The sequence below is a fragment of the Haloferax elongans ATCC BAA-1513 genome, from assembly GCF_000336755.1.
Taxonomy (GTDB): Archaea; Halobacteriota; Halobacteria; order Halobacteriales; family Haloferacaceae; genus Haloferax; species Haloferax elongans.
Map to the genome: position 1 here is coordinate 22,669 of NZ_AOLK01000020.1, position 23,919 is coordinate 46,587.

Sequence of the window (23,919 nt, forward strand, 5' to 3'; positions counted from 1 at the left end):
CGCAGAAAGCGACCGGCGTTGCACCGCCGACCGCGCTTCGGGAAAGAAGCAATGTCAACTACGACTCCAACCGTTGAAAACGGTACTGACTGCACGGCGCTCAACAGGCCCGACGACGTGGACCTGTCTGAGCCCATCCGCTGCATCGTCACCCTCCAAGAGGGTACCCAAATCGCGACGCTCTACGACGCCCCCACGCTCATGGGCCCGAACGACGAGCGTCACATGGTCTCGTCGGACCGCGGTATCTCGGCCGCTACGTGGGCACTCCCCGACCACGTCTTCAACGACAACTACGTCGAGCTCGGCGTCGACGCCGACGGTTCGATCCACGTCTGGAACGTCTGGGACAACGTTGTCCACGTCGTCGACGCCGACGGCCGTCGCGAGCGCGTCGAGCGCCTCAACGACTACGGCGGCAAGGACGTCCTCACGTGGGTCGAGTTCGTCGCTGGCCGCCGTGGTTGGGCCGACCTCGACCCCGTCTTCGAGGAGGTGACCGCCTGATGCCACGCCGCCGTCTACGGAAGGCTGAGAAAATGCAGAACTCGTTCGCCCACGACCTCGGTAACGACATTGAGGCGGAGGTGCTGCACAACCTCGTCCACGACGATCTCAACCAGGACGACCAGCTCACGCACTACTGCGACGCCGCCGCAGAGGCCGACGCGGCAGCCGACATTCGTGAGAGCTACGAGAGCCGTGACGCAGAGTTCGTCGACGAACTCGAGCACGCGTGGGACTCCATCGCGACGGTCGCCCACCAACGGGCGTTCGAGGTTGTCGCCGAGTCCTGCGTGACGGTTATCAGCGACGGCGATGAATGGGCTGACGAAGGTCACTACGACGTCGACGCTGTCGACAACGCCAAACACGAAGCTCGGGAGTGGTTGCAGACGCACACCGATATCGCCGAACGCGTCGGTGCGCTGGAGGTGCTCGCCTGATGTCGGCACCCCAAACCACCACGGTTCCCGAGACGCACATGGACCTCTCTGCGCGTGACGCGAAGGCACTCACTGAACCGATGAAGGTCGTCGAGTGCGACCCAGGCGTGTGGAACGACTCCGAAATCGCGGTCTACAGCGAGGACCGACGCTACATCGTCTCGCTTCCGGCGGGGTACTGCGAGTGCGAGGACGCTCACTACCGCAACTCGAAGTGCAAGCACCAGCGCCGCGTCGAGTTTGCGCTGGGACTTCGTGACATCCCTTCGTGGGCGAACCCAAACGCCATCGACGACCAACTACTCCGCCGCCTCGAGGAGCGTGAGGACGATGAGTGAATCCGTTCCTGATTTCAAGAGCCGCGCGCGGGAGTGTGCACACGCCGCTGCAGCGTATCGATACTGCCTCGGACCGACGCCACAGGAACACGTCGCGGAGCTCGACGCCAAACGGCGAGCCTACCGCCAGGCTGCTCGCGATGCGCAGTCCACAGTGGAAGTGAAGGGGGTCATCCATGCTTGACGACGTGCGGCGTCGTCTTCGGAAGGGAGCGTTCGGCGTCGGAAGCCTCGCGGTCGTCGTCGGCGTCAGCGGTTCATCTGACGTTGCGTTTGGCCTGGGCTTCGTCGCGGTCGCACTCTTGCTTATCGACGAGAAGCTGACGACGTCCACGTGGCTCCCGTGGGGTGGCTGGTGATGGTGCGGTCGTTCTCTAGCTCGGAGACGCACTTTCGCCTCATCAAGAGCGAAACGTCCGTTGGCCAGGATGGCTACCGAAAGGGAGAGCCGAAGGCGATGGAGTGCGCCTCCTGTGGGGCCAAAGTGCCAATTACAAGAGAGCCTTCGGTTAGCATTGAGGAGCTGCCTCACTGCTCCAATTGCGACCAGCGGGATGTCAAAAGTGAGTACTGGATCGAGCGCTTCCTCGACGACTGACGGCTAGCCGATTTTCTGCGTTACTGCTTTTGGAACGGTGTTTCTCTTGGTCGGATTGTCAACTACGTTGCGTTTTATAGTCGTCACTGGACGACATTCTCGTGATGATCCTTAGTCGCCGCGTCCTCGACCCGACCTGGATGCCGTCAGGGGAACTCATCGTGCATCGCCACGACGAGATTGAGATTCTCACATCTGCTCTCTCCCCCGTTCTCGACGGCGAGAGCGGATGTCCGATGTTCATGTTCGGCCCGACCGGCGTTGGGAAAACGCTCGTCGCGACCACTGCACTCGACATGCTCGACGAGCACGCCGACTACCACCGCGCCGTCGTGAACTGCTGGCGGCACTCCTCGCGCCACGACGTCACCGTCGAGATCGCGAAGCAAGTTCTCGGCGGGACAGTGAATCCGGAGGACTCCCAGACGGATCTGATGGACCGCATTCAAGACCGCCCAGACAAACCTCGCGTCGTTCTCCTCGACGAGGTCGACCAGCTGCACGACGACGGCGTCCTGTATGACCTGTACCTCGCTCCCGAGCTCACGGTGATCGGCATCGCTAATCGCGAGCAAGAGTTCTTCGCCAGTCTCGACCAGCGGACGCAGTCGCGCTTTGTCGGGAGTCGACGTATCAACCTCTCGGGATACCTCGTCGACGAACTCGTAGAGATACTTAACCCGCGAGTCAAGCACGCCCTCGAACCCGGGTCGATCTCCGAACACGAGATCGAGACTATCGCGACGCTCGCGAACGGCGACGCCCGCGCCGCGATCACCATTCTCCGGGCCGCCGCCGAAGAGGCAGAGTCTCAGAATGCAGACCACATCGACGACCGGATTCTCGAAGGAGCGGGTCCAGTTGCGCGTGAGGACCTCCGACAGACGCACCTCGGTCAGCTGCACTCGCACCAGCGCACGGTGTTCGACATCGTCGACGACGCCGATGGTCCTCTTGCACCCAGCGAGATTTTCGACCGGTACGCCGAGCGCGTGTCCAACCCACGGACGTCGCGAACGGTGCGCAACTACCTCGCGAAGATGGTCGACTATCGCCTCCTGGAGGCGACCGGCGAGACGTCCGAGCGGCAGTACAAATCTATCTAAATGTTGAAATGTTTTCCGAAGATTTCCGAAGATGGAGGACAGTTCGAGTGTTAGGAGTCTTCTACCTCCGAGATACAAATCTTCGGAAACTTCGGAAACGTGCGCGTTGAGATTAAGTATTGATAGTGACGACAGAATTGTGTGCAGGCCGACATTCAGGGATGGGAGGATGCGCTCGCAACCCCTCAGCGGCAGCATTCGCGTCCTGCACACTCTCCATCAGGAGTCCTCAATGACTTCCAGTTTGGAAGCATCCAATTCCTCATCGAGGTACTGCTCGCCCAGCTCGGTGATACCGTACAAACCCTTGTCGACGCGTTCGAGAAGACCGTATTTAGTCAATTCCCGACACCGGACACCCGCGTACTGACGCCCGATGTCAATACGCGGGACCAAACCATCTCGACTCAGTGCGACCGGGGTCAAGTTCCCATCCTGGCGGATAATCTCAAGGATCCGATCGTCAATTCGTTTCATCCAGTCCGCCCGCTTGCGCATGGGTCAGGAGAAACTCCCCAACCTGATATTACCACCGAACGGGAATATACAGATTGCCAACAAGTGTCTGTAGATGTTCATTGGCTAACTGTGGTTAGTTATTGGTTAACCACAGATTCACAATGGTAGTAAGTTATTAGTGGGACTGGATACACGACTGACATAGAAGCCGAAACCGTGGTTCACGCATCGTACAAGTGTGTGAAACGCCGGGTGTAAGGGCACCCGGCCTACGGGATTGGCTTCCACGACGAATCTCAACAGTGCCTCTAGACGAGGGCTGTTTCGGTAGTGATCAGGCTACCGTGAAAGCCATGAGTACAAAAGACAACTCTCCGGATAAATCAACCGGCACGAACTGTCGCAACGCTCGCAACCAACCCCACGCCTCGGACCTGACACACTTCCAGGTCAACATCCTCATCATCCTTGCCGAGGAGGACAAGTACGGACTCGCCATCAAACGCGACCTCGAGACCTACTACGGCACCGAAGTGAACCACGGGCGCCTGTACCCCAACCTCGACGACCTTGTCGAGATGGGCCTCGTCGAGAAAACGGAACTCGACAAGCGCACGAACAACTACTCGCTCACGAGCGCCGGCGAGCACCTGCTTCGTAACCGTGCGCAGTACCTCGTTGGTTCTCTCGACTTAGAGGTTTCCCCACGCGGGGAGTCAGAGTCGAACGCTGTCGCGACCGACGGAGGTGAGATGTGATGGAGCGTACAGACCTTGCAACAGTAGGAGTCAGTGACTCTCGCGGAGCTAGCATTTTCCTCGGGGAGCGTGACACAGAATGGGAAAATCTCGAAATCGGCGGTGAAGAGGGACTGACAGAGGTATACTGGAACCGCCGGATGCTACTCACACTCCCAGAGCCGATGGACAGTGATGAGTTCCGGCAGTTCGTCGAAGAAGCTGGCCACATCCGCAACATCCTCGACAAGTGCCTGCCCGGAATCGACGTGATCGACGGGGGCGAGGATGCCCAGTGATGCCGTCGAAGGCCTCACGCGCGAGGACGTTCTCGGAACGACGGTGAAGTCCTCGGCAGGGCACTGGTACGAAGTCACGGAGACAGACAACGGGGGTCGCCTTGACCTCGTCGCCGTCGACAGCGACAACGTCGGGCACACGATGGACGCCGACGACCTGCTCGACCGGTTAAACGACGGCGAATGGGAGACCGTCTACGAGGGCACGACCCGGGAAATAGTCACCGACGGTGGGCACAACCAGTGTTCCAACTGCGGGAGCCACCTCCCCGAGGAGATCGACGAAGGGACGGGCGTTTATTGTCCTGACTGCGGCCTCGGCCAACTTGTCACCGACGGCGGGTGGAACGTCGACGGCGAGGCGCCGCCGCGAGGCTGCGACCACCCCGAACCGGCCGTCCTCGAGGACGACCACGCGTGGGACCTAGTCAAAGGCGTCATGCTCGTCCGGGGAACCTGTACGTCCTGCGGTCGCGACGTCGAAGAGACCTACCACATCTCGCGTGAGTCTGTGAGCGACGAGCCGGTGGCCCTCACTGACGGGGGTGACCGCACATGATTCGCGCCATTTTCGGACTCGTCGAGGGCGAGCCGTCGACGACCGAAATCCCCCGCCGACTCGGCAAGGGTCTCCCCGCGTTCGAGACAGAGTCGACGCAGTATCTCGACGGCAAGGAGATCTACCACGGGACGGCCGCCGACCAGGTCGACACAACGGTCCAAGAAGTCCACGTCGACGACGACGGGATCTACACCGAGCGCGTTGAAGGTCAGGAGGAGTCAGTTACCGACTTCGTGGCTGACCTCGAGTCGGGGTTCGTCGGTGTCGACTCTTCGAACGGCGAGTGGTTCTTCGAACGACTCATGCCCATCGCGAAGGCCGGCGTCCACCGCGCGATGATCGACGTCACGGCGTTCGCAGCTCACGTCGACGACCAGGACGGCCGGTGCTGGCAGGTCAGCTACAAGCACGCCCTCGACGACGACGAAGACGACGACGGGCAGGCCAAGTCCGGGACCATCTTCCACCGCGATGCCCACTTCGGCGCCGGGAGCGGTAAGTACAACCAGTACGGCTTCGCCTACCACTGGGACGGCGAGTTCATCCGCGGAACTATCGCCGAGTCGGGCTACGTCGCCGTCTTCTCGACCGACCGACCCGAGGTGTTCGGCCGGTGGGTCCTCGACGAGGTGCTTCCGTACGCATCGCTCCTCGAAGACGACGTCCAGACCACACTCTCGGAGGTGCGGTAAGATGGCGATGTCAACGCCCACGCCCACGCTCGCGGGCTATCGCGAGGACATCGACGACGAGGGCACCGACCTTCGCGTCGAAGTGACGGCGGGCGAGCAGCACATCGCCTTGGAAGCACGCGCCGTCGACGGCGTCGCGACGGTCGAGATGATCAACCCGAAGGGCGACATGGTCCTCCGACGGAAGACGTTCGACATCGTCGCGACGGCGGTCGACGAACTTCGCGACCGTGGGTTCGAGGTTGACCTCGGTGCGCTCGGCGCACTTGGTGTCAATCCGGTTGACGACCTCGACCTCAGTTGGGGCGGCGATTACACAGGATCGCTGACGCTCACGGGGACTTCCGTCGACCCTGAAGACAGCTCCACGAACGAGACGCACTCTGTGAGCTCCGTCGTCGACAGCTGGGGCGACGACCTGGACGGCGAGGACGGCGAAGTCTGGTGTGGCATCTGTGGCAAGGGCCCGTACCAGTCGCTCGGGATTCACCACGGACAGATGCACAAAGGTGAGGACAAAGTCGCTCTCGACCACGAACCAGATCCAGGCGAGCTCGGCGTCCACGTCGGCGACCAGGACGAGGACGGTGGCGACGCCGTCGACGGAGACGAACAGGAAGACGTCGACGACGAGGACGACGACGTCCCGCTGCCGCCGTGGCTCGACGAGCACCCAACGGACGTCATCGAGGACTCGAGCATCAACCGGTCGCTCGAAGATGTCCTTCGCGAGGTCGAACGCCAAGACAGCATCCTCGGTATCCAGCAGCGCCTCGCCGCCGGCACGACCAAGAAGACCAAAGAGTTGCTGACGCGTCTCGGGCTGACTGCGCCGGGCGATAACGAACTCATCGGGGAGGCACAGCGTGCAACGCGGGTCCCCATCCTCCGGGCAATCGCCAGTGATGGCGATGCATGAACCCACGGTCACCGAGGCGAAGTGCGACATCTGCGGGACGGACTTCGACGCCGACGTCGACGCGCTGCTCGACCACGACTGCGACGGGGGTAACGAGCTGTGAGCGTCGGCCCTGAGCAGTATGCCACGACTTCGAACGGGGATGTTCAGTTGAGCACGTGGTGTGGCAAGCACCGCGTTTTGCCCCACCTGCTTCCGTTCAAGTACCGGAAGACGACGCCAATCGAGTTCCTCGACGCCGTCGTCGAAGGGCTGGACGAGCTTCCCCAGACGGCCGCGACGTTCACGCCGGCACAGATGGACGACATCGACGTCCGACCAGCCGCAGGAGCAAACATCATGACCGATATGCTCGGGACGCTCGGCGCCTGGAAGGTCGACCGGTCGAGCTCAGCCCGGTGGGTCAACCCGAACTACGTGCACCTTCGGAAACTCGACAATATGATCGAGTCCGGCGACCGGAGGGAGATCGTCGAGCGGTGCGCGTCGTACGGGACGCTCACGGTCGCTGACGTCGCGCCCCGGTTCGGAATCTCCGAGATGGGGCTTCGACGGTGGCTCACGCGCAAAGGCATCACGTGGAGTGAACTTCGCCAAGAAGGGATCACTCGCCTCGCGCGGACGATCCATACTGCGTCGGCGTGGGGGCACTCGGAACTCCGGTACGCCCGTGTCCTGCCCCGGCCAGAAGGGACGATCCGGTCGTGGGTTCAGAAGTACGCTCGCGATGTCGACTTTGAACCGCCTGCCGACCCGAGCGGGAAGCAGTGGTTCATGGGAGGGCAGGTCAGATGACCTCCCGCCGCTTCGCCGGCTGGTGGGCCGTCGTGTGCGCTGCAGTGCTCGTCACCGCGTACCTGGGGGTAACCTGGTGATGAGCGTGCAGCCACCAACCAATGGATCCGTGAACGCGTGGGTACAGCAGGACGGCCAGGTCGTCGACGGCGACGAAAGTGCCGCCCGGCCGCATTTCCCGTACGGTGGGAGGCCAGCGATGAGTGACGATAACCCTGTGGCGTCAGACATTCAGCCAAAGTATAAGAACCACGTCCGCGAAAGAACGCGATATGCAACGCTGACGCTCATCGGCAGTGAGGTCCGGGGACATCCCCGGCGACCTCGCGGCCACCGGGGACGGTCCACCAGAAGGAAGTTGACACTTGCCTCTTCTCGTGGATTCGTCTTAACGTTTGCCCACTCGAAGAGTCGTGACTCTGTCACGTGCGACTCGACGGCGACGACGGTGACCTCGACGAGCGTCTCGACCAGCATCGGCACCCAACCAGCCACAACAACCACCACGATGCACGAGATCTCCACGATAGTTGACCAAGCCCGCCCTGAACCCCAGAGAGAATTTTTTTCTTCGCGACCTGCCCTCCGAGAGTACACCAGGGGGACAGCCAGAACACCAAACGGACGCTACACCCCATCCAAACCCACGAATAGCCAAGCAACCATGAGGGGACCGGTAGTTCCACAGGAACCGGCCCCCTCCCCTGCCTCACATCAGTGTGATGTGAGTGGTAGGTGTAGAGACGGCCGCCTCACATCAGACTGCTGTGACTGCATCCGTGGGGGTGAAATCAATGCGTGACCGTACTCTCCTCGACTGGCGAGTCCCCAAATCCGAGTGGGAACGGTTTGTCGAACACGTTGAAACCGAATTTGGCAGTACTGAGGGATATCTCGGCCGCGAGGCGGAAGCTGCGATGCGAGAGTATGCAGACACCGACGGCTACGCTGGCGTCGAGGAACGCGTCGACCGTCTCGTTCAGGCAGCTGGTCGTTCCTCTGGGGGGGACAGCGAAGAAAAAAATTCTCAGTTCAACGGGGAGCCAACGACTCGAGTCACAGTCCGTGTCGACCCTGACGTGAAAGACGAATTCCGGAAGGAAGCCAAGAAGAGCGACCAGTCGTACGGCGTCACGTTCGCCCGTGCAATCCAGACCTACCGCAACGGTGGCCGCGCCGCTCGTCTCGAGCGTCGTCTCGACCGCGTCATCGACGACGCCGAGAAGATGCTCGAACATGTGGCGAACGAGGGCGACGACGAGGTCTCGATGGGGAAACACCAACGGTGTGTGATCACGATTGCGGCAGACCTGGGCGACGAGTTCGTCGACGACGAGCTGGAGCGCAAGATTCGGGATGTCGCGAACGTCCACTCCCGGAAGCAGATTCGCGAGTACCGCCGCGACGTCATCGAACACAAAGGCGTCGAACCTCACCCGAAGGTCCCGCATCTGTGGGTCCAACCCGAGGAGGCCGAACGGCTGTGCCCAGGCGTTCCGAAAGAGTGCCGCCGCCCGGTCGAACATCTCGACTCGGACGCTCGCGTGAAACGACTGAAACTCGCGGCTGGCCGTCGAGCTGCGGCTACCGACGCGGGGAAGGTCCGCGTCACTGCCACAGAGATTCGTGAACACGTCTTCGACAACGAAACGTCGACGAAGACGACGCGTGAGCTGATGCGCTCTGCCGCCCAGGTCACAGGCATCGGTTTTGACGGCTCGACGTCGCCCGCGGCGCTGCAGGTCAACCTCCGAGTCTTAGGGGAGACAGAGTTCGACCTGTTTGACGAGATCATCGACTACCGCGACAACACTGACAGCGGACTCCTGACGTCGTCGACGCCGACGACAATGGATGACTTCGTGAGAAAACCGAGCGATGCAACATCCGGCGGCGCGACCGCAGCTTCCGACGGCGGCGAAGACGGCCCGTGGGGTGGGGACAAGTGAGGCACGTCTGTCCGCACTGCGGCGCTGACTCCGAACGCCACGAGGCTATTGAACGTCGTCGCGATGGATTCCATGAACGCACTGAACGCCATCACTGCAGGGAATGCGGCTACTCGTGGGATGGCGACCGAAAACTCTCCGAAGACGCCGACAATCCCCTGTGTCCGAACTGCGAGACGAACCTACTCGTTCATCAGGCCAAAGGCAACGGCAACGACTGGGCCTGTGAAGGCTGCAACACGAAATGGTCTCGAACGGAGGTCGCGTAAATGCCATCGGAGTGGCAACCAGCAGGGAAGGGAGACCGTCCACAGTTCCCCAGAATCGAGGAAGACGAAGGCGAAGACCCGGCCAGGTTCCTCGCCGAGCCTCTCGAAGCGGACTACGGCGACGGCGCCAGTGGGATGCTCGCCCTCGCCCGCATCCGCGGTATCGAGTCGCTCTCACTCCTCAACGCCTACCGGTTGGTCGAGCGAGAACTGCATGGGGGCGAACGAAAGACGATCAAGGAAGCGCTTGACGAGCGCGAGCAAGAGCTCTCGAACGAGGTTCAATGAATTCATGCCTTCCATTACACAACAAGAACGCATTGAACGCATAGAAGAAGACGACGGCGACCCAAACGACATCGTCTACCTGTCGAGTTACTACAACCAGCAGGCGGCCTACCACGAGGATCGCGACTGTTCGTGGTTCAACGTGGATGACGACAACGTCAAGGAGAAGACTCGAGCATGGGCACAGAACCGCCTCCGCTACCCGTGTGGTTTCTGCGTCCTTGACCGTTACCAGGAGGGCGCGTCGAACGTCCATCGCGACGTCGACGCTGTCGGAGTTCCCGACGCCATCGAGAGCTCCGAACCCGTGACAAAACTCGTCTGGCTGGCTCTCCTAATTAACGGCCCGATGTCGACCGTCGAACTCACGGAAGTGACATCGATGTCGCGGTCGGCTGTCAAACGCGGAATCGACACTCTCGCGGACGAGGAGCTGGTCGAGTCGCGGATCGACCCTCGCGATGCCCGTCGCAAACGACACACTCCCCTTCCCATCCCCTAATTATGCGTCATTCTACAGGGTATCTATCCCCGTTAAGTGCGTGGGCGAAGGTTTAAATGGTAAGTAAGGGCACCCGGCCGACCGAGGCGTCTTGCGGGGGACGCCGATGACGGAGTCCGTGCTAGCCCTGCCTGTATCCTGAAACCCATGAGAGGCACCTGTAAGTTCGACCCGAGCAGCGGCGCTGCTCTCGGGGAGACCCAGTACCTACCAGACGGGACGACCGGCCGCGAGGTCGTTTCGGACCCGTGGGGCGTCCACTGGACGGCAGCGCGTGAGGGCGCGCTTACCCACGGCGAGCATCGTTCATCGACGACGGCACTCACCAGCTACTTCCGACGCGTCCAGCGTGAGGTGCGCGGCGGCGACGAAGACGCCAGTCTCACACGAGCTGCGTCGCTCGCCATCCGTCGCGTCAAGGCGGCCGCCACCGACGAACTCGATACGTTCGTCTGGCTCGCCGTCGCCGAGCGCCTCGCCGAGAAGGGCCACTGGACGGCGTGGATGCTCAACCACTACGTCCCGCGCTGTCCGCACTGCCACTCGGAAGCGAAGTTCCGAGCCGGCGTCCAGATGCACGAAGCAGTATGCGCATCATCGCCCGACCGCCACGGCGCCGTCGACGCTGCAATCGAGGCACGCGTCCGGTCACTCCTCGAAACTGCGTTCGACGACGTTGCTTTCGACGAGGACGACCCGTCGGATCTCGCGCTGTTCTAAGCCCATCTCACCCATGGCTGTCCAGAACCCACCTGCCGAGTTCTCGGCGTACTCAGCATCGATCCACGTCATCCAGCACGCTAAGGGGCTGTCCAAAGGCCCCAACCGACACATCTCGGGGGACATCATCCGCGAATGCATCGAGGACGGGACGCCGCGAAAGGTCAACCGCCACACCTGGCGCTTCGAGACGGACATCGACGGCGTCGAGTTCGCCACAGTCGTCGCGACCGACGAGCACGAGATCGTGACCGCACACCCTGTTTCCGTCGACCACGACGTTGCATCGGACACGGGACGGTGGACGCCGGACGACCTCGCCGACATCGAGGCGGCCATCCGCTACCACGAGCGCAAAGAGCCCTACGACCCATGATGCTGTGTGCCTCGCGCGTCTCCCCAGCGTGTGAGCGCCGACTCCCACTCGACGACGTCGCCTGGCGCGAGCCCGACGGCGCGTGCATCTGTGCCGAGTGTGCCGACGTCCTCGACCTCCCGAACCCATGAGCCGGACAACCTTCACTGTCGACGAGGACCTCGGCGACCGAATTCGTGAGTACAAGCGCTCAGGCGAGACGACAGACGAGTTCTTCGAGCGCATCGAGGCACTCCTATCAGACGGCGAATTCAATCCGAATTCAGACGTTCCGGACGACGTCCTCACCGTCGACCACATCCCTGACATCGCGAACGCCGTTTCGAGGCAGACCACTCGCGACATCAAAGAGACCCTCCGCCGATGAGCTTCGTCTGTAGTGCCCAGACCGACGCCGACTGTGTCGGCGAGGGTCTGTTTAACGCCGCTTACGAGGACGACGCCGGCGAGCCGGTGTGCGTGATGTGCGCTGTCTCGCTTGGTCTCACTGACCGCGACATCTAGCTGAACCTGATACATCCACGCCGACAGTATCGACGTTGACGCCTGCCCTGTCTGACCCCGTTTAAATTATAAGTACCATCTGGACGCCACAGGACGAATTCAATCCATGTCTACTCGCGAACGCAGAGTCACCCTCGCTCTCAAGTGGCACCATCTCGACAATCTCTCAGCGAGAGAGATTCGGGACCGCTTCGAGGAGGAGGGTATCGGCGACTACACTCGGTCGACAATCCGGAACTACCTCAACGAGAAGCCAAAAGACGAGGTTCTCAAGCAAATCGAGAAAAAGCACGCCGACGTCCGGCTGCAATCTGCCGAGCGCTACGAGGAGCTCTACCAGGAGGCCCGTCGTGACCTCGAAACACTTGCTGTCGGCGACGACCCTGTCATTGCGATGGTTCCAAAGATGGAGTTGCACCAAGGCGATGAAGACAAACGCGTCTCAAACTGGACGTTTCTTGCCGAAGACGATCCACGCCGACCCGAGTGGGCAACCGAGCACGACCGACCGATTGCGTTCGTTGACGGTGTCAAACACATCCAGTCTGGCGACGAGTATCCAGCGGGTGCTGATCGTGGTGGGCCACCGGAGTACCGGGAAGCGGTCGTCGGCCTCCGCCGCGACCAACCAGACCTACAGAAACGACAGTTTGCCCGGCGCGAGATGGCTGGGTATCAAGACCAGAAGGTCGAGGTTCTCGGCGGCCCGGACGAACTCAACGTCAACGTCGACGGCGAAGTCGACCACAACCACGGCGTCGACGAGGCCACCCAGGAGATCATCGAAGACCTCGCGGACGACCTCAAAGCGTAGATCAACCGATGACCCCTCTCGCCTTCCACATCGCTGCTCGTTTCGTAAGGGACAGCGCAAGCGCCGGCACTACCGCCGACCAGAAGGCGCGGTTCGGTCGGTATGTGAACGAGCAACCGGCGTTCGCTCGCTCGCAGTATATGCCCGACTTGGTCCGGGACAATATCGTCGACGTCGTCCGCCTCGAGTTCGCACTCACTCCACCCGAGACACCTACTGAACACGACCCCATCCGAAAGCACGCTTACCAAGAGTTCTGGCTCGACGCTCTCGGGAGTGAGCCGTGGGACATCTACTCCATCTCCGAGGACATGGCCGACCGGTTCGACCTCAACCCTGGCTGGGCGTTCAAAACCGCACGGCAGCACCTCAACCAACTCGTTCTCCAAGCACGGATGCGGGGCTACCGCCAACAGCGGCTAGCAGGACGTCGCTTCCGATGGGGTGGCCCCGACCCCGACCACCCAGCGTGCGCGTGGATTCGTGACCAGATCCCCGATGAGGGCTTGCCGTATCACGAAGTGGTCGATCTGATGCAGGAGGCAAAGCGTCGCTTCGTCGAGGACCCACCGGCGTCGACGCACGTCGTCCATGACTGGTGCCGGCACGAACTTCGGGAGGTGCAGTAGATGGCGACGACATCGTCGACACCGGCGGTCACGGAGTCACTGGCGAAGCTCGTACGGGACCGGCCGACGGCCCACCCGCTTAGCTTCTCGATCAAGCATCTGGGAACCGATGGCATCCTCGCCCCGCCCCGCCACCTCCAAGACTGGTACCACCACATCTGGGAGGCTGTTTACGACGACCACGCACCGAAGAACCTCGCGTTGTTCGCACCACGGAACTACGCGAAGACTGTCTCGACAATCGAGGTCGTCCCGGCATGGCTCGCGGTCAACTTCCCGAGCATCCGGATGGCCATCGTCTCCCACAAAAAGGACCACGCCAACAAGCGGGCGAAAACGGCGGTTGCGTCCATCGAGGCGGCGTGTGAGCGCTACGGCGTCGACATCTACGACGAGTCGAAGACGACGATCCAGCTCGACGCCGGCCGCACGAACATCGAGCCGACGCTCGAGCCCGTGTCGATTCGGACCTCTGACACCGGGTCGCACTACGACGTCATCATCTACGACGACATCGCAACGCTCGCGAACCAGACGACGGCGCTTCGAGGAACCATCTCGGAGAACTTCGAGGAGTTCGCCGACAACGTCGCCGCCAAAGAGGGCGCGACGGTCCTCCCGCACAAGTCGATCAACATCGTAATCGGGACGCGCAAGACGCCCGAGGACGTCTACCGCGAGCACATTCTCACGACGAACAATCCCGAGTGGGACGACTTCATCGCCCGGAACGTCTCACGGCCGGGGTGGGCCGCTCGCGTCTGGCGAGCCACGCCCGACTGGCAGGTCATCGAGAACGAGGCGTTCGAAGTCCACGGAACTGACGGCAACGTCTACGAGACCATCCGCGACGTCCCCGCCGAAGTCGAGATCATCGACGACGGTATCCAACCCGCCAACGACACGGAGTTCCGAACCCTGTGGCCCGAGTTCGAGCGCCCCGAGACGGTCCTGACAAAGGTTGTCTCGAAGGCCGGGAGCGCAGGGCTGTGGCGCGCGGAGAACCAACAGAACCCCGAAGCCGCAGTCGGCCGCGTTCTCGACCTCGACTGGCTCCGGTTCGTCGATCCCATCCCACGGGACGACTACGACGCCCTGGAGTGGTACGCTGGCCTCGACTTCGCGAACCCGAACAACCTCGCTGCCGAGCAGCGGGGCGAGACCGACTTCTGGGCGCTGGGCGTCGTCGCGTACGACCGTGAAAACGACCAGCAGTACGCCGTCGACGTCTGGCGTGACCGCGGGTTCATGTGGGAGGAAGCGGCGACCGACTTCGTCGCCGCGAACCTCTCCGGACTCCCAATCGGTGAGCTCTTCGTCGAGAGCAACTTCTCCGGCGAGGAGATTGCAGAGGTCATCGCGGACCCCGAAACGTACGACGACGCCGCCGTCGACGTCCCCTCGTACCGTGTGACGCCGACGGCGTCGAGCGGCGAGAAGGAAGACCGCTTGCACCGCCTCGCGAATCGCTTCCAGCAGGGGAAGATCAAGGTCGCGTCTGAGGAGAACGAGCGCTGGGAGTCGTTCATCCGCGAGGAGTGGCTCCCCTTCCCAGACGCTGCACACGACGACCGCTTCGACGCGCTCGAGATCGCGTCACGCGGCCCAGAGGGGACGGTCGACCACGTCTCCGGAGACGACTTCGAACATCTTGACTGGTGATTACTATGCCTCCACGAACAACGAAACTCGGCGAAGATGAGAACGGCGAGCTGGTCGCAATCGACTGGCCCGACGGCGACGTCGAACAAATGCTCCAATCTCACATCGCTGCGACGCCAGAGTCGTCCGGCGGTCGCTCCGGTCGACGCCAAGGCGATATTGGACCCGCCCCCCGCGTATCCGATACCGGAGGCCTCTGGAGTGCAATCGACCTACAGACGTTCACGTTCAACTCGACGGAACTCGCGACGACGGTCAAGCGCTTCCGCGACGAGATGTACCGGAATCAGTTCCCGGTCCTCATCCCTGCGTTCACGCATCGGTGTACAGCGTGCGAAACGACGTACGGCGAAGAGCGCGACGTTTGTGAAGTCTGTGGAGAAACAGAGTTCGAGACGCCATCACGAGCACAGCGTCAACACCTCGAGGAGCGCTTCGCCTCGGTCAACGAGGACGACCAGTCGTTGGCGTCGCTGATGAAGTACGAGGAGGATTTCCAGTCGTTCTACGGTGTCTCGACGATTCTCGCCCGTCTTCGGTATCAGCACGTTAACCGAGAAACACACGTCGCTGGTCGCCCCGTCACCGCATCGGGGCGGTGGGAAGCAGTCGAGATCGAAGAACTCGTTCACGCCGACCCGCTGCGCGTCCGTCCGGTTGTCGACGAGAACAACCGCCACGGTGGCTGGTGGACGTGCCCTGCCCACCGCGAACAGTACTGGGTGAAAACTGCTCTCACGTTCGAGGACGGCGCTGACCGGCCACTCGAAGTCTGTCCGGAGTGCCACGCCGAACTCGCCGAAGTTGGGTACGTCGAAACCGGCGGTCGCGACGACGATGTCGAGCGCCTCTTTCTCAAGCACGAGGTCATCGACTGGGCACGGCACTTCCCCGTGCTGAACGGTCTTGATGGTCGGTCACCGGTGCTGCCACTCGTCAAGCTGCAGGCGATTCTACAGTGGTCGCGCAACTACGAATTGCAGTACCTCAACCCCCAGAACGACCAGCAACTCCCCGACAAATTCCTCGTCGCCTACGGAAAGAACATCCGCGAGTCGCTGCGGGCATCGCTCCAGGAGGAAGAGAAAAAGAACCCCTGGGAAGAGGGCCGGCTGATGTACGAGGGGAACCCAGACGACGTCAAGCTGGAACTGCTCGACCTCTCGAGCGACGCGGGAATCAACGGCCGCGAACCGATGGTCGAGCGCCTCATGTCGCAGATTCGGGCAATGTTCGGCGTTTCAGACGCCTTTGAGAACGAACTCTCTGACACGGGCGGGCTCAACGCCGAGGGGACACAAGTCGAGATTACAAACTCGGCGGTCGCGAGCGCGCATCAGGACACTATCGACAAGGCCCTCAACACACTCTGCCGACTCATCGAGCGCGTCGAAGGTCACTGCGACTGGGAGCTCGGGTACGTCAACCCCGAAAAAGAGGACGCGTCGCTGTCAGCGCTCGACGTGCTGCAGGGCATCGACCTCGCGCAGCAAACTGGGACGAAAGTGTCGGTCGAAGACGGCCAACTCATCATCCCCGACCAGCAGATCGACCCGGCCGAACCAGCGAGCAACACTGCGCCGGCGGACCCCCCGCCTCCTGATGGAACAATCTCCGGAGACGAATCCGGACTCAACGCCGAACACCCCCGACAGAACACCTCCCGACCAAACTCCTCCCAGTAACCAATGACATCTGACGACACCATTCATCCGATAACGAACAGTTCAATCACTCTCTCAGCACTCGTCCGCGCTCTCGCAGACGACGTTGAGCGGGTCTCGGGTAGCACGGAACTGCAGCAACACGCTCCGACCGAAGGGCGCGTCGCAGAGATCTCTGCAGGAACTCCTCCGTACGACGTCTACATCGGGACCGGCGATGCGTGGGTCGCAGTGGCGTCCGATTTGGGTTTGACCACGGCCATTTCTCGAACGACACCGCAAGACCTCACTGCAGGGGATGCACCCGCACCGGCTGAAAATGGTGTCGAAGCAGTTCATGACGGGACTGGGACGCCGGTAGCAGGCTCGTACGTGTCCGACCCGGCAAACAACCAGTGGGTCGGTGCTGACGACCTCACGACCGGAACCACAATCGCCTACTGATACTCATGCCTCACCCTGACCTTTCAAACACTATCGAGCGTGCTCTCGAAAGCAGCGAGGGCGCCGTCGTCGGCGAAGAGTTCGGCGTCGATATCCACCGCATCATCGCACCTGACGAACCCCACGACTTCGTCCACCCAGTTCTCGCCATCGTCGTCGAGTTCGACAACGGCGCTGTCTTCGCTGACTGGAACATCGACGCGTGGCCGGACGACGAACAACTTGATGCGCCTCATGTGAGCATCTACGGCTCGCTTGATGACCTCGGCCGAGTGACCGAGGGAACGCTCGAACACCTCACGCGGGTGACTGGCCGATGAGCATTCAGGTCCTCAACCACCCGTCCGGCGGAGTCGACTCCAAGGCCGCGGTCGGCGAATCCATCTCGGACACGTCGGGGCGCGTTCGCGACCGACGACTCACACGTGAGGACGTCCCCGACGAGTGGGAGTTCGCTATCTTCGAGGCCGAGAACTTCATAATCGAAGGCCCGGCGTCGGTCGAGATCGTTGACCGGTCGGGTCAACAGATCCAGATGGAGGCCGTACGGGAAGCGCTCGACCGCTTCATGCTGTCCGACCGCGAGCCGGGGATCATCTCCGACAAGCACGACGACGTCCCGGTCGGAGTTCCTCTGTGGGACTGGACAACCGACGACGGCCAGCGCTACCAGACGGTCGTCGACGGCGACACGTTCCAGCTGGTCGCAAACCTCGGCAACGAGACGACGATGAGCAAGCTCGCCCGGCTCCGTTGTCTGAACGGCGACTACGGTGGCTACTCCATCACGGTCTACTCAAATCAAGAGGTCGCGAAGCCGGACGGGACGCGCGTCACCACTGATTGCGACCTACACGCGGTCACCATCGGTCACGAGGATCTCGTCATGAACCCAGCGGCGGACTTCGACGTAGTCGACTTCAAACACGGCGACGTTCTCGAAGCGTCGATCCGTCGTCGTCTCCGGCGACGAAACTCGCTGACTGGTCAGGTCGAGCAGAAGCTCCAAGGTGCGACGTCCACGGACGACGGCCTCTCCTGTGCGGTACTCGACCGCCTTCGTGACTGAGACTACGACAGACTGCAGCCCCCTGATGACCGAGCGCCTGGCCAGGCTCTCGAGGGGGAACGTGGCCATGTTCTACGATGCCATTTTTCCGAAGTAATAGCTCGGTCGACGCCAAAGCCCGGGCCGTTTTGGATGACCTACCGGAGGGTGCCTCGCCGTTCGAGATCCTCCGTGCGGTCGACCAAAAGGCAGGCGACGACGTCGACCCCGACGAAGTTGTACAGAAACTGCGCCAGATAGACGCGACGGTCGACCAGAAGCTCGCCGACATCGACGGCGACGGTGTCGACCAGAAAGAGATGCGCGACGCGGCCGGTGCGGTCGCCTCGCAAACGTCACTCTCCACCGAAGACGCGATGTCTCTACTCTCGGCAACCGTCAACGCCAGCGAGCAGCAAGACTCGTCAGCGCTCGTCGACGCGTTCGACGACGTCCACAGCACCACTGCCGGCGCTGGCGTTGACCAGAACGGTGGAGCGCACGAACCAGATTCGGATGCAGACACGAACACGAACCCTACTCAGATGAGTGACAACCAGCCAAACGGAGGTACCGACATCGACCAAAAACAGACCGACAACGACCAGATGGACCCAATCGACCTCGTCGAAGAAATCGGAGGGTCGGACGCCCGAGACGTCGTCGAGAACTACGCGGAGTCCGTCAACAAGGACGTCCAGGACGCGGCCGCCGAATGGGTCGCTGAGAACGTCCCTGGCGTCACTGTCGAAGGCTACGGCTCGGACAACGGCTCGGACAACGGCGCAGCCAACGCAAACAATGGCACGCCTGCTGACCAGAACGGCCAGACAGCAGCGCCCGACCAGACGAACGTCGACCAGATGCTCGAGGATCTCAACCTCAACGAGCGCGTCGCCGACGCCGTCACGAGCGACGCCGTCATCGACGAGATGGCTGACGCCGTCGCCCCGGCCGTCGCGCAGAAGATGACCGACGACGACGAGCTCGCCGATCAGCTCGTCCAGACTGTCGACCAGAAGGGTGACTTCGCAACAACCGGCCAGACGACGACGCCGGCGCCAGGCAACGAGTCCGAGACTGTCGGCGAGTCTGGCGCGATTACTGGGGGTGAGGGCGAATGAGCGCGGGCGCAAGCGGGCATCCGCTGATGACCTACGGTGGCGGGAATTCTCCCGAGCGCTTCATCGAGTCCAACCTCGTCGGCGACGTCCCGCTCGACTGGGACGGCGGCCTGCTCCAGCGGGCACAGTACGACACCACTGTCGAGGGTCACATCAACTCCATCTTCACGGCGACGCTGTATGCGCAGTACAACGCCGAACACGAGTGGTACAACGCCCTCACGCAGGTTGACCGATTCAACGCCTCGCTCGAAGGCCCGGTCACCGCCAAGGCGTTCCGTGCTGCGACCGACCCAGTCGACCTCCAGACGCACTCTGAGGGCGGATCGGTCTCGTCCGGCCAAACCTTCGGTGTCAAACCCATCGAGTACGACCCGAAGCGCTCCGAAAGCGTCATCGAAGTCTCCGATCTTCAAGAGATTCGTGCGGCCATCGAGGACGCTGTCGGCTTCGAGGAGTTCTGGGCACTCCAACAGGAGCAACTCGACCTCGCTATCGACCGCGACGGAATTGCGTCGGCGGTCTTCCAGGGCGACACTCAGTACGCCGACGAAGACCAGATCACGACGCTCGACCGCGTCATCGCGTCGAGTGACGAGGAAGCCAACGCGGTTGACCCCAACGGGAACACCTACAACGACGGCGATCTCGACTACGGGAACATCGACCGAACCTCGGATACGTTCGCCGACTCGTTCGTCGACCACAACGGTGCGAGCGGCGTTCGGCAACTCACCAACAACCTGTTCAGCTCGTTCCTGAATTCGTTCAACGAGTTCGCCGACGTCGACGTCTACAACGACGTCGCAATCCTCACCGGTCACGACACCGCTGGCGTCCTGTCTGACCTCGCTGCTGAGCGCAACGGCGTGCGCAACGTGGCCGCGATGTCGGACTACCGCTCCGAAAACGTCGGCGATGCGTCGACGATTCGCGGCCTCTCGGGAACCGCCCGGTACCGTGACTACGATGGCATCCCGATCATCGGCAACCAGCACGCCATCAAGCACGGCGACATCTCGTCGATCTTCCTCGTGCCAACCGACACGATCCGTGGCCAGCCGCGACTCTCTATCGAGCAGTTCGCGCAGCCGTACGTCGAGACAGCCGGCCGTGGCCAGTCGCAGGGCTACCTCGCGACCGGCAACTACCGCGATGAAGCGCTGATGCTCCTCCACCACGAGGTCATCAACCGCGACTTCGCGTCCTGTGGTCTGCTCCGCGACCTCTCGGAGTAATCATGACTCGACTGAGCACCCTCATCGCGTAAATCGATGACCAACACCACTACCACCACTACCGAGACCGACGGCGCAGAGACCATTACGGTCACCATCCTCATCGACGGCCACGAGTACATCCGGCAAGTTGAGGGGACGCACTGGGCTCGAGACGACTCTCGAACACTCTACGTCTACGACGGCCCCCAAACCGTCCTCGAAGCTGCTGACCAGCACGTTGTCGAAGTGTTCCGTGAGGATCGCGTCGATACTGTCGGAATGATCGACCGCAGCACCGAGCTCGAACACGGGCAGTCAGACGACGAGGCGCCCGCCTCTACTACCACTACTAGGAGCGACTAATGCCAATCAGCACACTCCCGAGCGCAAAGAAATTCGAAGAGAAAGGCCACGCTGAAGTCGAGTTCGTCGGCTTTCAATATGTGGGCGACCAGTCGACCAAGACCGACCACGACATCCGTCGACGCGTCGGGTACTCCGGTCCTCCAAAGTTCCAACAGGGCCAGGTCTACTTCGCTCTCCTACCGACGTTCCTCGATTCGGACCACGTTGCGAACTCGAACATGGGCGTGCACGCTCTCGAAGCTCGCAACGACTTCGAGGTCATCTACGACGCCGAACGCCTCGCTGAGGCCTTACTCGAACGGAACTACCTCCCACCAGAGGTCTTCTACGAAGGATTCGACCGCTACAAGCGCCGAAAGGTTCTCGAAAAGCTCGACCTGGACGACGCCGGTCGCGTCTTCGCCAAGGACGACGAAGAACCCTATCGCGACCAACTGCGTGCTATCGCAGGCATCGAACGCGATGAGGCCGCAGACGTCTCCCAACAGCGTGCGGACGAGTACGTCTCTCGCTTCTCGCGGTCGGGGGCCTCGGAGATCGTCAAGCTCCTCCGGCAAGACGCCGACGAGATTGACCTCCGAACTGCCGGTCTCACAGACATGGCGAAGTACCTCACGCGATTCGACCCGGCTGTCGTCGAGACAGCTGTGGACGTCGTCGACGGCGAGGCCGATGCGGACGACCTCGACCGAGTGCGTGCTGAGGCAGCAGACAAAAATGAGGACGAGGACGAAGCCGACTCTGACGCCGACAGCGACGGCGAGGAGTAAGCTCCCATGTCGACCGCGCCAGATGACGTCCGGTACGCGAGCGTCGACGCGGTTCTCACCGCTGCGACCGACTCCGACCCGTCGAGTGCCCAACAGTGGGAGCGCGACCGGGCGAAACGCCGGGCGGCCGCCGCGACTGAGACATGGATTAACCAGACAGGGAAAGCGTTCCACGAAGTTCGTGTGGGTAACCCCAGCGACCCACGGACATGGCCAGTCTTCGACGTGCATGACGCCATCTCGTGGTCGCCAGCGACGGTCATCCTCGACGAACAGCCGCTCCCAATCGACGCGGCTCAAAGTGACGCGGTCGAAGTCCGCGACGGCCGCGACTCGTGGGATGACATCACCAGCGAGGAGGGAGATGAGTGGACGCTGGACTACCGTCGCAAGCGCCTCCGTATTCACCGCCGGCGGTTCAGCCGCAAGCCGTGGGACAACCCAAACACTCGATTCTGTCGGCTGACCTACCGGTACGGGCCGATCGACGAAGACGTCACGATCACTGATGGCCTCGTCGAGAACGTTCCGAACGATGTCGCCGAAGCAGTCGCGGCGAGAGCGGCGATGCGCCTGACACTCGATGATAACGCTCAGCGTGGCGTCCCCGACAACGGGCAGCAGACGAGTCGCGGGTCAAAGCGAGCTGCGCTCAAAGAAGAGTGGGAAGAGACAGTCGCCGATTACACCGGCTTCTCGACCCTGTGACGATGGAGCTTGAATCTGACTTCGAGGCTCTTGCAGAGCAGGCACTCCTGGCCAACGTCGCCACCACCCTCCGCGACGAGCATGGCCCACTCCTGAAAGATGCCATCGAAGACAACTTCAAAGCGTACGCCGCCGCGAACGACTACGACATTTCGTTCATCTGGGAAGCCGCTGAAGACCCTGTCGTCAAGCGCTCTCAGCAGTCGGTCCAGCTCCGCATCGAGTGGCCTGGCTTGACAGCGCTCTTCGAATTGGGTGTCGAGCCCCACACGATCACCGGTGATCTGCACTTCTACTGGGAGGCGAAGGACATGTGGATTCAAACCGATTCCGTCAACTGGGGAAGTGAGACCGGCGGCATCCCCGAATCCCGGGCAATCCGAAACGGGATCGAGGACCTCCGTCAGGAGATCCAGCGATGACGCTCGTCGATGACGTCCTCGGATGGATTCAGGCCGACTTTGCGGGCGGTTTTCCCGACAATCTGGAGCGTATCAATCGCGACGACTCGAACAAGCTCGACGGCGGGATTCGGTCCCGGAAGCAGGACCTCGCACGCTCGAACCTCGTCGGCGTCGGCTCGGTTCGAACGAACCCCACCGCTGTCGGGACCGAATACGAACACAAGCAAGACGCGATACTCTCTTGCCGCATCGAAGCACTCCACGAAGACCAGCGCGGCCATATCGCGGACGGCGACGCGTTCGAGGCCCTCGTCCGAAACGTCAGGCTCGCCATTCTCGCCCACCGCAAGTATCCCACAACGTCGACGCCGGCGACGTACCACACAGTTCTCATCGAGAACGAGCGTAACGACTCGAAGAACTACCGCGATTTCTACCAGTACTCGTTTGACATCCGCTTCCGCGGATACGACGACCTCAGCTAACGACCATGATACCAATACACATCGGAGGTGAGCGATGAGCGCCGGCGCCGGTAGCTCGACCGTCGCGTTCACGCCCGAGCCGTCGTTCGGGACCGATCCGGACACGGATACGGCGACGTTCTACCTCCCGTTTAAGAACCCGACCATCGGAGAAGCATCGCTCTCGAACGAACTGCGCCGTCTTCGCGACCCCGACTCGGCCGTGAGCGTTGGCTCGCTCGCTCAGAACTTCGAGGGAGCGCTCAACATCTCGGGTGAACTCTCGACGAACGACTGGCATCAGCTCGTGTTCAACAACGACTCGAACACTGGCTGGGAGCCCGGTCGCATGCCCTCGTCTCGCTGGTACCTCGGCGTCGACTACCTCAACGGCGCGGGAACCGGGACGACCGAACGTGAGCTGGCGATGTGCATCGTCACGAACGCCCAGATCACCTACCAGCAGGGCGGAGCCGTCACCCTCGATCTGACGATGATCTACGGCGACGAACCGGACCTCTCGACGAGCATAACGCCGTCGA

Annotated in this window: 36 protein-coding genes; all 36 read left to right on the forward strand. The window is 61.9% G+C overall.

The window, feature by feature from the left end; translation table 11 throughout:
* Window positions 1-51 precede the first annotated feature (51 nt).
* A complete protein-coding gene (locus C453_RS12620; RefSeq protein ID WP_083881603.1) occupies window positions 52-507 on the forward strand; it encodes a hypothetical protein in 456 nt (151 codons plus the stop codon).
* A complete protein-coding gene (locus C453_RS12625) occupies window positions 507-947 on the forward strand; it encodes a hypothetical protein (protein WP_152418059.1) in 441 nt (146 codons plus the stop codon). Before C453_RS12620 ends, C453_RS12625 begins: the two co-directional genes overlap by 1 nt.
* Window positions 947-1,285, forward strand: a complete 339-nt coding sequence (locus C453_RS12630; protein WP_008324987.1) for a hypothetical protein — start codon at window positions 947-949, stop codon at window positions 1,283-1,285. The genes C453_RS12625 and C453_RS12630 overlap by 1 nt, the downstream gene beginning before the upstream one ends.
* Window positions 1,278-1,469 carry a hypothetical protein gene (locus C453_RS19995; protein WP_152418060.1) on the forward strand — a complete coding sequence of 64 codons (192 nt, stop codon included), beginning with the start codon at window positions 1,278-1,280 and terminating at the stop codon, window positions 1,467-1,469. Before C453_RS12630 ends, C453_RS19995 begins: the two co-directional genes overlap by 8 nt.
* Window positions 1,462-1,644: a hypothetical protein gene (locus tag C453_RS12635; RefSeq protein ID WP_008324988.1), complete on the forward strand. Its 183-nt coding sequence runs from the start codon at window positions 1,462-1,464 to the stop codon at window positions 1,642-1,644. The genes C453_RS19995 and C453_RS12635 overlap by 8 nt, the downstream gene beginning before the upstream one ends.
* 343 nt (window positions 1,645-1,987) lie before the next feature.
* Window positions 1,988-2,989, forward strand: a complete 1,002-nt coding sequence (locus C453_RS12645; RefSeq protein WP_008324990.1) for a Cdc6/Cdc18 family protein — start codon at window positions 1,988-1,990, stop codon at window positions 2,987-2,989.
* Window positions 2,990-3,130: 141 nt separating this feature from the next.
* Window positions 3,131-3,616 (forward strand): hypothetical protein, encoded by a 486-nt coding sequence (locus C453_RS20225; RefSeq protein ID WP_160163404.1) that lies wholly within the window; start codon window positions 3,131-3,133, stop codon window positions 3,614-3,616.
* A gap of 185 nt (window positions 3,617-3,801) precedes the next feature.
* Window positions 3,802-4,206 carry a PadR family transcriptional regulator gene (locus C453_RS12655; protein ID WP_008324992.1) on the forward strand — a complete coding sequence of 135 codons (405 nt, stop codon included), beginning with the start codon at window positions 3,802-3,804 and terminating at the stop codon, window positions 4,204-4,206.
* The gene (locus tag C453_RS12660; RefSeq protein ID WP_008324993.1) at window positions 4,206-4,484 is read left to right on the forward strand and encodes a hypothetical protein; all 279 of its coding nucleotides are present in this window, start codon (window positions 4,206-4,208) and stop codon (window positions 4,482-4,484) included. Before C453_RS12655 ends, C453_RS12660 begins: the two co-directional genes overlap by 1 nt.
* Window positions 4,474-5,043 carry a hypothetical protein gene (locus C453_RS12665; RefSeq protein ID WP_008324994.1) on the forward strand — a complete coding sequence of 190 codons (570 nt, stop codon included), beginning with the start codon at window positions 4,474-4,476 and terminating at the stop codon, window positions 5,041-5,043. Before C453_RS12660 ends, C453_RS12665 begins: the two co-directional genes overlap by 11 nt.
* Window positions 5,040-5,738: a hypothetical protein gene (locus C453_RS12670; protein WP_008324995.1), complete on the forward strand. Its 699-nt coding sequence runs from the start codon at window positions 5,040-5,042 to the stop codon at window positions 5,736-5,738. The genes C453_RS12665 and C453_RS12670 overlap by 4 nt, the downstream gene beginning before the upstream one ends.
* Before the next feature lies 1 nt (window position 5,739).
* Window positions 5,740-6,657 (forward strand): hypothetical protein, encoded by a 918-nt coding sequence (locus tag C453_RS12675; protein ID WP_008324996.1) that lies wholly within the window; start codon window positions 5,740-5,742, stop codon window positions 6,655-6,657.
* Window positions 6,658-6,756: 99 nt separating this feature from the next.
* Window positions 6,757-7,452, forward strand: coding sequence for a hypothetical protein (locus C453_RS12680; RefSeq protein ID WP_008324997.1), 696 nt, complete (start codon window positions 6,757-6,759; stop codon window positions 7,450-7,452).
* Window positions 7,453-8,246: 794 nt separating this feature from the next.
* Window positions 8,247-9,401 carry a hypothetical protein gene (locus C453_RS12695; protein WP_008324999.1) on the forward strand — a complete coding sequence of 385 codons (1,155 nt, stop codon included), beginning with the start codon at window positions 8,247-8,249 and terminating at the stop codon, window positions 9,399-9,401.
* A gap of 269 nt (window positions 9,402-9,670) precedes the next feature.
* The gene (locus C453_RS12700; protein ID WP_008325000.1) at window positions 9,671-9,958 is read left to right on the forward strand and encodes a hypothetical protein; all 288 of its coding nucleotides are present in this window, start codon (window positions 9,671-9,673) and stop codon (window positions 9,956-9,958) included.
* A 4-nt stretch (window positions 9,959-9,962) separates the two neighbouring features.
* Window positions 9,963-10,460, forward strand: a complete 498-nt coding sequence (locus tag C453_RS12705) for a MarR family transcriptional regulator (protein ID WP_008325001.1) — start codon at window positions 9,963-9,965, stop codon at window positions 10,458-10,460.
* A 147-nt stretch (window positions 10,461-10,607) separates the two neighbouring features.
* Complete coding sequence (locus C453_RS12710; RefSeq protein ID WP_008325002.1) at window positions 10,608-11,180, forward strand: hypothetical protein; 573 nt, start codon at window positions 10,608-10,610, stop codon at window positions 11,178-11,180.
* Window positions 11,181-11,193: 13 nt separating this feature from the next.
* Complete coding sequence (locus C453_RS12715) at window positions 11,194-11,556, forward strand: hypothetical protein (protein WP_008325003.1); 363 nt, start codon at window positions 11,194-11,196, stop codon at window positions 11,554-11,556.
* Complete coding sequence (locus C453_RS20840) at window positions 11,553-11,687, forward strand: hypothetical protein (RefSeq protein WP_275039774.1); 135 nt, start codon at window positions 11,553-11,555, stop codon at window positions 11,685-11,687. Before C453_RS12715 ends, C453_RS20840 begins: the two co-directional genes overlap by 4 nt.
* Window positions 11,684-11,923, forward strand: a complete 240-nt coding sequence (locus tag C453_RS12720) for a hypothetical protein (RefSeq protein ID WP_008325004.1) — start codon at window positions 11,684-11,686, stop codon at window positions 11,921-11,923. The genes C453_RS20840 and C453_RS12720 overlap by 4 nt, the downstream gene beginning before the upstream one ends.
* Entirely contained in the window at window positions 11,920-12,060 is a 141-nt protein-coding gene (locus C453_RS20230) for a hypothetical protein (RefSeq protein WP_160163405.1), read from the forward strand. Before C453_RS12720 ends, C453_RS20230 begins: the two co-directional genes overlap by 4 nt.
* 106 nt (window positions 12,061-12,166) lie before the next feature.
* A complete protein-coding gene (locus C453_RS12725; protein ID WP_008325005.1) occupies window positions 12,167-12,874 on the forward strand; it encodes a hypothetical protein in 708 nt (235 codons plus the stop codon).
* Between the two features lie 8 nt (window positions 12,875-12,882).
* On the forward strand, window positions 12,883-13,503 hold the full coding sequence (locus C453_RS12730; RefSeq protein ID WP_008325006.1) for a hypothetical protein: 621 nt from the start codon (window positions 12,883-12,885) through the stop codon (window positions 13,501-13,503).
* The gene (locus tag C453_RS12735; RefSeq protein ID WP_008325007.1) at window positions 13,504-15,165 is read left to right on the forward strand and encodes a hypothetical protein; all 1,662 of its coding nucleotides are present in this window, start codon (window positions 13,504-13,506) and stop codon (window positions 15,163-15,165) included. It abuts the gene before it with no gap.
* 5 nt (window positions 15,166-15,170) lie between these two features.
* The gene (locus C453_RS12740; protein ID WP_008325008.1) at window positions 15,171-16,850 is read left to right on the forward strand and encodes a hypothetical protein; all 1,680 of its coding nucleotides are present in this window, start codon (window positions 15,171-15,173) and stop codon (window positions 16,848-16,850) included.
* A 3-nt stretch (window positions 16,851-16,853) separates the two neighbouring features.
* Window positions 16,854-17,273 carry a hypothetical protein gene (locus C453_RS12745; RefSeq protein WP_008325009.1) on the forward strand — a complete coding sequence of 140 codons (420 nt, stop codon included), beginning with the start codon at window positions 16,854-16,856 and terminating at the stop codon, window positions 17,271-17,273.
* Between the two features lie 5 nt (window positions 17,274-17,278).
* A complete protein-coding gene (locus C453_RS12750) occupies window positions 17,279-17,593 on the forward strand; it encodes a hypothetical protein (protein ID WP_008325010.1) in 315 nt (104 codons plus the stop codon).
* A complete protein-coding gene (locus C453_RS12755; RefSeq protein ID WP_008325011.1) occupies window positions 17,590-18,342 on the forward strand; it encodes a hypothetical protein in 753 nt (250 codons plus the stop codon). The genes C453_RS12750 and C453_RS12755 overlap by 4 nt, the downstream gene beginning before the upstream one ends.
* Before the next feature lie 77 nt (window positions 18,343-18,419).
* On the forward strand, window positions 18,420-19,445 hold the full coding sequence (locus C453_RS12760; RefSeq protein WP_049907685.1) for a hypothetical protein: 1,026 nt from the start codon (window positions 18,420-18,422) through the stop codon (window positions 19,443-19,445).
* Window positions 19,442-20,683, forward strand: a complete 1,242-nt coding sequence (locus C453_RS12765) for a hypothetical protein (protein ID WP_241430761.1) — start codon at window positions 19,442-19,444, stop codon at window positions 20,681-20,683. The genes C453_RS12760 and C453_RS12765 overlap by 4 nt, the downstream gene beginning before the upstream one ends.
* A gap of 36 nt (window positions 20,684-20,719) precedes the next feature.
* Window positions 20,720-21,028 (forward strand): hypothetical protein, encoded by a 309-nt coding sequence (locus C453_RS12770; protein WP_008325014.1) that lies wholly within the window; start codon window positions 20,720-20,722, stop codon window positions 21,026-21,028.
* The gene (locus C453_RS12775) at window positions 21,028-21,801 is read left to right on the forward strand and encodes a hypothetical protein (RefSeq protein ID WP_008325015.1); all 774 of its coding nucleotides are present in this window, start codon (window positions 21,028-21,030) and stop codon (window positions 21,799-21,801) included. The genes C453_RS12770 and C453_RS12775 overlap by 1 nt, the downstream gene beginning before the upstream one ends.
* Before the next feature lie 6 nt (window positions 21,802-21,807).
* Window positions 21,808-22,509: a hypothetical protein gene (locus C453_RS12780; protein WP_008325016.1), complete on the forward strand. Its 702-nt coding sequence runs from the start codon at window positions 21,808-21,810 to the stop codon at window positions 22,507-22,509.
* Window positions 22,510-22,511: 2 nt separating this feature from the next.
* Window positions 22,512-22,931: a hypothetical protein gene (locus tag C453_RS12785; RefSeq protein WP_008325017.1), complete on the forward strand. Its 420-nt coding sequence runs from the start codon at window positions 22,512-22,514 to the stop codon at window positions 22,929-22,931.
* Window positions 22,928-23,398, forward strand: a complete 471-nt coding sequence (locus C453_RS12790; RefSeq protein WP_008325018.1) for a hypothetical protein — start codon at window positions 22,928-22,930, stop codon at window positions 23,396-23,398. The genes C453_RS12785 and C453_RS12790 overlap by 4 nt, the downstream gene beginning before the upstream one ends.
* A gap of 34 nt (window positions 23,399-23,432) precedes the next feature.
* Window positions 23,433-23,919: phage tail tube protein (locus C453_RS12795; RefSeq protein ID WP_008325019.1), on the forward strand; the 487-nt coding region annotated here is incomplete at its 3' end.